The organism is Dolichospermum sp. LEGE 00246, assembly GCF_015207865.1.
GTDB lineage: Bacteria > Cyanobacteriota > Cyanobacteriia > Cyanobacteriales > Nostocaceae > Dolichospermum > Dolichospermum heterosporum.
This window is the reverse complement of record NZ_JADEWA010000388.1, coordinates 1-5,289: the sequence shown is the minus strand read 5'-3', so window position 1 is coordinate 5,289 and position 5,289 is coordinate 1. Positions and strand designations below refer to the sequence as shown.

Below are 5,289 nucleotides of genomic sequence, written 5' to 3'. Positions count from 1 at the left end.
TTATAATAATTATTTATCAATGCGAAACCTGACTCCTGCTTCAATTTTCTTCCTATTCCCTGATTCAAAATACTAAACTCCAGTATAACCCCAATGTTAATTAGACTTCAAATTAAAACTCCAGAGAAATTACCGTTTTTAGAAAAATTATGTTGGCAAAGAGAAGATATAGAAAATCTTACTCCTTTAGAAATGCTGAGAATATATGAACGAGGGTGGCACTACCGGGGAGTTTTAGGCAACTTGATCCATACGGAAGCCTTATTTGTGCAACAATTAGCTGAATATTATCATTCATGGTTAGGAGCAAAAATGTTTGAAAGGGAATTTCATCAAAAATTTTTAATTGTTCTTAATCAATTAAAGGCTAATTTTTTATTAGAGTGTGGCGCGTATTTTGGCGGTGGGACTCTGGTTAGTTTAAATCATGGGGAATATAGATTAAGCAAGGATATAGATTTTCTCTGTTCCACTGGTACTGGCTACCGATTACTGCGCCAAAAAATAGCTGAAAATCAATATAATGCCCTTTTTAATACTCAAAATAATCTCAACCTACCCGGAGAAATTAAAGCTGACCAGTACGGAATAAGATTTGCCATTATTGTTGATGAAACTCTGATTAAATTTGAGATAATTATGGAAGGACGGATTGAATTGGGAGAACCAGATTATCCCAGTTGGTCATCTGTCCCATGCTTAAATCAAATTGACAGTTTTGCGGAAAAACTTTTAGCTAATTCTGACAGATGGAATGATTCCTCTGTAGAATCGAGAGATTTAATTGATTTGGCGATGCAAAGGCTCAATTCTCCCATTCCTCAAGCAGCTATTGAGAAGGCAGAATTAGCTTATCCTGTAATTGAACCTTTAAAAAAAGCGATCGCCTTTTTCCAGAATCACCCCAATTATCGAGACAAATGTTTTACGGCTTTGAGAATTGCCGAACCCAGTAAAATTATTGATGGTATTGATTTAATGGCGGCTGATTTTAATTTAAACAAGACACCTAGAACATTTAACGAATCTCAACAAGACTGGGAATGACAATTAATCGCTTTTCTTCGCGGCAAACACAAACAAATCTACTCTTTTCTAAGAAAATTATGTGACATAGGTGCTACAGTCATAATTCATTGAGGATTTTCCCACAAAGTTGAAGCCACAGAGATATCATATCTTTGTCCTGTTTCTGTAATTTGAAAGTCCAGAATAAAATATTTATTATCAGAGAAATGCTGATGTTTCCTAGCAATTAGTTCATCAATCATTTGTGTAATCGCCTGTTGAGTTTCTGCATCCTGATTTGATAACTGTTGTTCCAAGAAAGTATCAAGTGTTGTTTTTTGTTGAGATTCAGGCATCACCGCCGCATTCCAGGCTATCACAGCCAAACTAAATAATGATTTACGTCGTTTTGATGTGTGTACATTATCTAAGTACGGAGCAACGAACTGTTGGAGAATTTCTGACATTTTTGGAGCGCCCTTGGGTTCTATCGGTATATTTGCAGCCAATTCCCCAAATACACCCCCTTGCATCTTTTCTCTAAGTGCTTCGAGATTTTTATGTTTCTCTTGGGAACTCTGTTTTTGTTTCATCAACTCATTAAAATCCTTAGACTTTCTCGCCATAATGTATCTCCTGTTTTGATTATTTCTGGGGTTCTATTCTAACAATTGTTCTAAATCACCCAACAATTTCTCTAGCTTCTTGGTTTTTTTAGCATCTTCCCACACCTGGGCATTCTTCAACCGTTTACCAAGCTCGGAATATTTAGCATTCAATGTCTCTTTTGGTGTAGTTTTCCCTGGGGTTAATTCCTTTACTAACTGCTTAATCTCACTTAAAGATAGATTTTCATTAAGAACTTTATCCAGTAGTTCCCTACGTTCACCGTCATCTTTGAGTTTAGCGATCACCCTAGCTTTGGTGTATTCTAGTTGACCCTGCCGCAATATTTCCAATACATCATCGGGTAAATTCAATAATGGTAAACGACTGGTACGGAAACTTTCAGCACTGAATCTACCAACACCCTGTAACACCGATTCCACAATTTCCAGTTGACGGGAAACGTTTTCCGTCAGTTCTAAGTTACGTTTTTTGGCGTTGGCAACTTGATTGAGAATTGATATAACTTCAGCAGAACTTACATCAAGTTCAATACAGAGTAATTCTAGAATCCCCTCGGTTTCTTCAATGGGGTTGAGGTCTTCCCGTTGCAGGTTTTCCAGTAAAGCGATTTGCAGGGTTTGATGATCTGATAATTCTTTACTAATAATCGGCACTTCTATTAACCCCGCTGCTTTGGCCGCCCTGAGTCGGCGTTCACCAGCGACTAACTCATATTCATCATTAACAGCACGCACCAATAAAGGTTGTAAAATCCCGTGTTCTTTAACTGACTGCACCAATTGACTGAGTTTCTCCGGGTCAAAATACCGTCGGGGTTGTTGAGAAGGTAAACGAATTTTATCAATATTAACGGTGGCAGTTGGTGATTCTGATTCCACATCCATACTCAGCAAATCTTCCACACCACGCATTTTCGGGATTTCTAAAGTTTTCTTGACCATTACAGTTTCTCCATCCCCTGGGCTATCTTTTTCAGAACTGCGATCGCTGGATGTTTGGGGTCATACACAGCCAATGGTTGACTATTCATTACTGCATCCGCAAAGGCTGTGGCACGGGGTATCTTCGGATAAACTTTGGCTAGTGGTGATAACTGCTGTTCCAAAGCCTCCAAAATCACTTTGTCTTGGTTGGCGTTTACGTACAAAGTTGGGACAAATCCGGCGATCGCTAATTTCGGATTGATATGTTTCTTCACCTGTTTGATGCTATCCAATAATAACTCCGTTCCCTTGAATGCTTTGTAATGAGTCTGAACTGGCACTAAAACATGAGTAGCAGCACAGAGTCCGAGAATACTGAGGATACCTAAAGAGGGAGGACAGTCAATCAAAATGAAATCGTAGTTATTTAAAATGGGTTCTAAAGCTTGTTTGAGTCGTAGTTCCCTGGCCATAACCGCAGAGAGTTGTAATTCTACCGCACTGAGGGTAATATTAGCCGGGGCTAAATCCATACCGTGTAGATCAGTATGAATTGGTAATTTAGTCTCTGGTGTGAGCAGTGAGTCAGCAACGATTTCTTCCAGTTCATGGGGTTCAAGTCCCATAAAAGTTGTCAGGGATGCCTGGGGGTCAGTATCCACCAGTAAAACTTTATGTTTGAGGGAGAGATGATAACCCAAATTCATCGTCAGACTGGTTTTCATCACCCCACCGGCTTGATTGAAAATGGCTATAATTTTAGTCACAGTAGTTGCAGTGCTTGGTTTACAGGTAATCGTCAGGAGTCAGGAGTCAGGAGTTAGGAGTCAGGGGTCAGAGTAAAACCTTTTTGTGGACGGAATTTAATGATCAATTAATGTCCTAACCACGTTGGCGGTTGCTATAAATCAATGAAAGTCTCAGTTACTCTAATTAATAACATTTTTCTGTAATTAAAAGTCTATCTACGGTTGTGATTTATCAGTAATATTATGAATAACTTGACACTCTCTGGCAACATTGTTGATGTTCTCCACCGTCGCATTTTCCCCGGTACTATTCACATCACAGATGGACGCATTCAAACCATAGTTCAGGACCAGGGGCAATACTCACAGTACATTCTTCCTGGTTTTATTGATGCTCATGTTCATATCGAAAGCTCGATGCTTGTACCCACTGAATTCGCCCGATTAGCGACGGTGCATGGTACGGTGGCAACTGTCTCTGACCCCCACGAAATCGCCAATGTGCTGGGTTTAGAGGGTGTGGAATTCATGGTAGACAATGCCGCCCAGACTCCCTTGAAAATAGCCTTTGGTTTTCCTGCTTGTGTCCCCGCTACCGAGTTTGAAACTGCCGGGGCAAAACTGACGGTAAACGATTTCCGTCAACTGGTTAAACATGGTATTTCTTATCTGAGTGAGGTGATGAATGTACCGGGGGTTTTGGCAGATAGTCCAGAAATGATGGACAAAATTCATCTAGCGCAAAGTCTGGGACTACCCATTGATGGCCACGCACCGGGGTTATCTAGTACGGGATTACGTAAATATGCTACTCAAATTACCACTGATCATGAATGTTCCACACTAAATGAAGCTCTAGAGAAATTAGCATTGGGAATGAAGATACAGATCCGGGAGGGTTCAGCAGCTAAAAACTTTGATGCCCTGCACAGTTTGATTGACTCCCATGCAGCAGATTGTATGTTTTGTAGCGATGATAAACACCCTGATGATTTAGTTACAGGACACATTAATCTACTGGTAAAACGGGCTGTGGCATTAGGTCATGATGTGATGAATATCCTGGAAATTGCCTGTGTGAACCCCGTCAAACATTACAATTTGGATGTGGGACTACTACAAATTGGTGATAGTGCAGATTTGATTGTTGTTGATAATTTACAAGATTTCACGGTGTTGGCTACCTATTGTCAGGGAATATTAACAGCAAAAACAGGGTCAACTTTGTTACCATTTGTTCCTGTCAAACCTATCAATAAATTTATCACTACTTCAAAAACACCGGGGGACTTTGCAATAACTGCCAAGGGGGCAACAGTCGCAACAGTCAGAGTGATCACCGTTACCGATGGACAATTAATCACAGGGGAAAAGTGTGTACCAGCACATATTGAAAACGGTGAGGTTATAGCTGACTTAAACGCAGATATCCTAAAAATCACGGTTGTTAATCGGTATCAAGACACACCGCCGACGGTGGCATTAGTGCAGAATTTTGGATTGAAACGGGGGGCGATTGCATCGAGTGTGGCGCATGATTCCCATAACATTGTGGCAGTGGGGACAAGCGATGCGGAAATCTGTGCAGCGGTAAATGCGGTAATCTCACATCAAGGTGGTATTGCAGTAGCAGAAGACAATGTAGTTCATGTATTACCTTTACCTGTGGCTGGGTTGATGAGTGATAGCGATGGTTATGAGGTAGCAAAACAGTATGCAGAACTTGATAATTGGGCAAAACAATTAGGGTCAAAACTGACTGCACCATTCATGACACTTTCATTTATGGCATTGCTGGTGATCCCAGACTTAAAACTGAGTGACCGGGGGTTATTTAGTGGTAAAGAATTCCGGTTTGTGTCGTTGTGGATTGATTAGATTTTAACTTGCAAAAATCAATATTTTCATAGGGTATAATCGCTGGTTTTGATAACATATTCAAAATCAAATTTATGCCCAAATTTATGTCAATTTAAAAT

Annotated in this window: 5 protein-coding genes; 2 read left to right on the top strand and 3 right to left on the bottom strand. The window is 40.1% G+C overall.

Annotation, left to right across the window (positions count from 1 at the left end; genetic code table 11):
• The first annotated feature begins 93 nt into the window (after positions 1-93).
• Positions 94-1,047 carry a nucleotidyl transferase AbiEii/AbiGii toxin family protein gene (locus IQ228_RS20455; RefSeq protein ID WP_193964196.1) on the top strand — a complete coding sequence of 318 codons (954 nt, stop codon included), beginning with the start codon at positions 94-96 and terminating at the stop codon, positions 1,045-1,047.
• An 86-nt stretch (positions 1,048-1,133) separates the two neighbouring features.
• Here IQ228_RS20455 and IQ228_RS20450 read toward each other — a convergent pair whose 3' ends face one another.
• From IQ228_RS20450 to IQ228_RS20440, 3 genes are read right to left on the bottom strand one after another with little or no spacing between them, the layout of a single operon-like run.
• The gene (locus IQ228_RS20450) at positions 1,134-1,634 is read right to left on the bottom strand and encodes a hypothetical protein (RefSeq protein ID WP_148762619.1); all 501 of its coding nucleotides are present in this window, start codon (positions 1,632-1,634) and stop codon (positions 1,134-1,136) included.
• A 33-nt stretch (positions 1,635-1,667) separates the two neighbouring features.
• Complete coding sequence (locus IQ228_RS20445) at positions 1,668-2,579, bottom strand: ParB/RepB/Spo0J family partition protein (protein WP_193964194.1); 912 nt, start codon at positions 2,577-2,579, stop codon at positions 1,668-1,670.
• Entirely contained in the window at positions 2,579-3,328 is a 750-nt protein-coding gene (locus tag IQ228_RS20440; RefSeq protein WP_193964192.1) for a ParA family protein, read from the bottom strand. Before IQ228_RS20440 ends, IQ228_RS20445 begins: the two co-directional genes overlap by 1 nt.
• Before the next feature lie 225 nt (positions 3,329-3,553).
• On the opposite strand from IQ228_RS20440, the gene ade reads away from it, so the two are divergent.
• Positions 3,554-5,188 carry an adenine deaminase gene (gene ade / locus IQ228_RS20435; protein ID WP_193964190.1) on the top strand — a complete coding sequence of 545 codons (1,635 nt, stop codon included), beginning with the start codon at positions 3,554-3,556 and terminating at the stop codon, positions 5,186-5,188.
• Positions 5,189-5,289 lie beyond the last annotated feature (101 nt).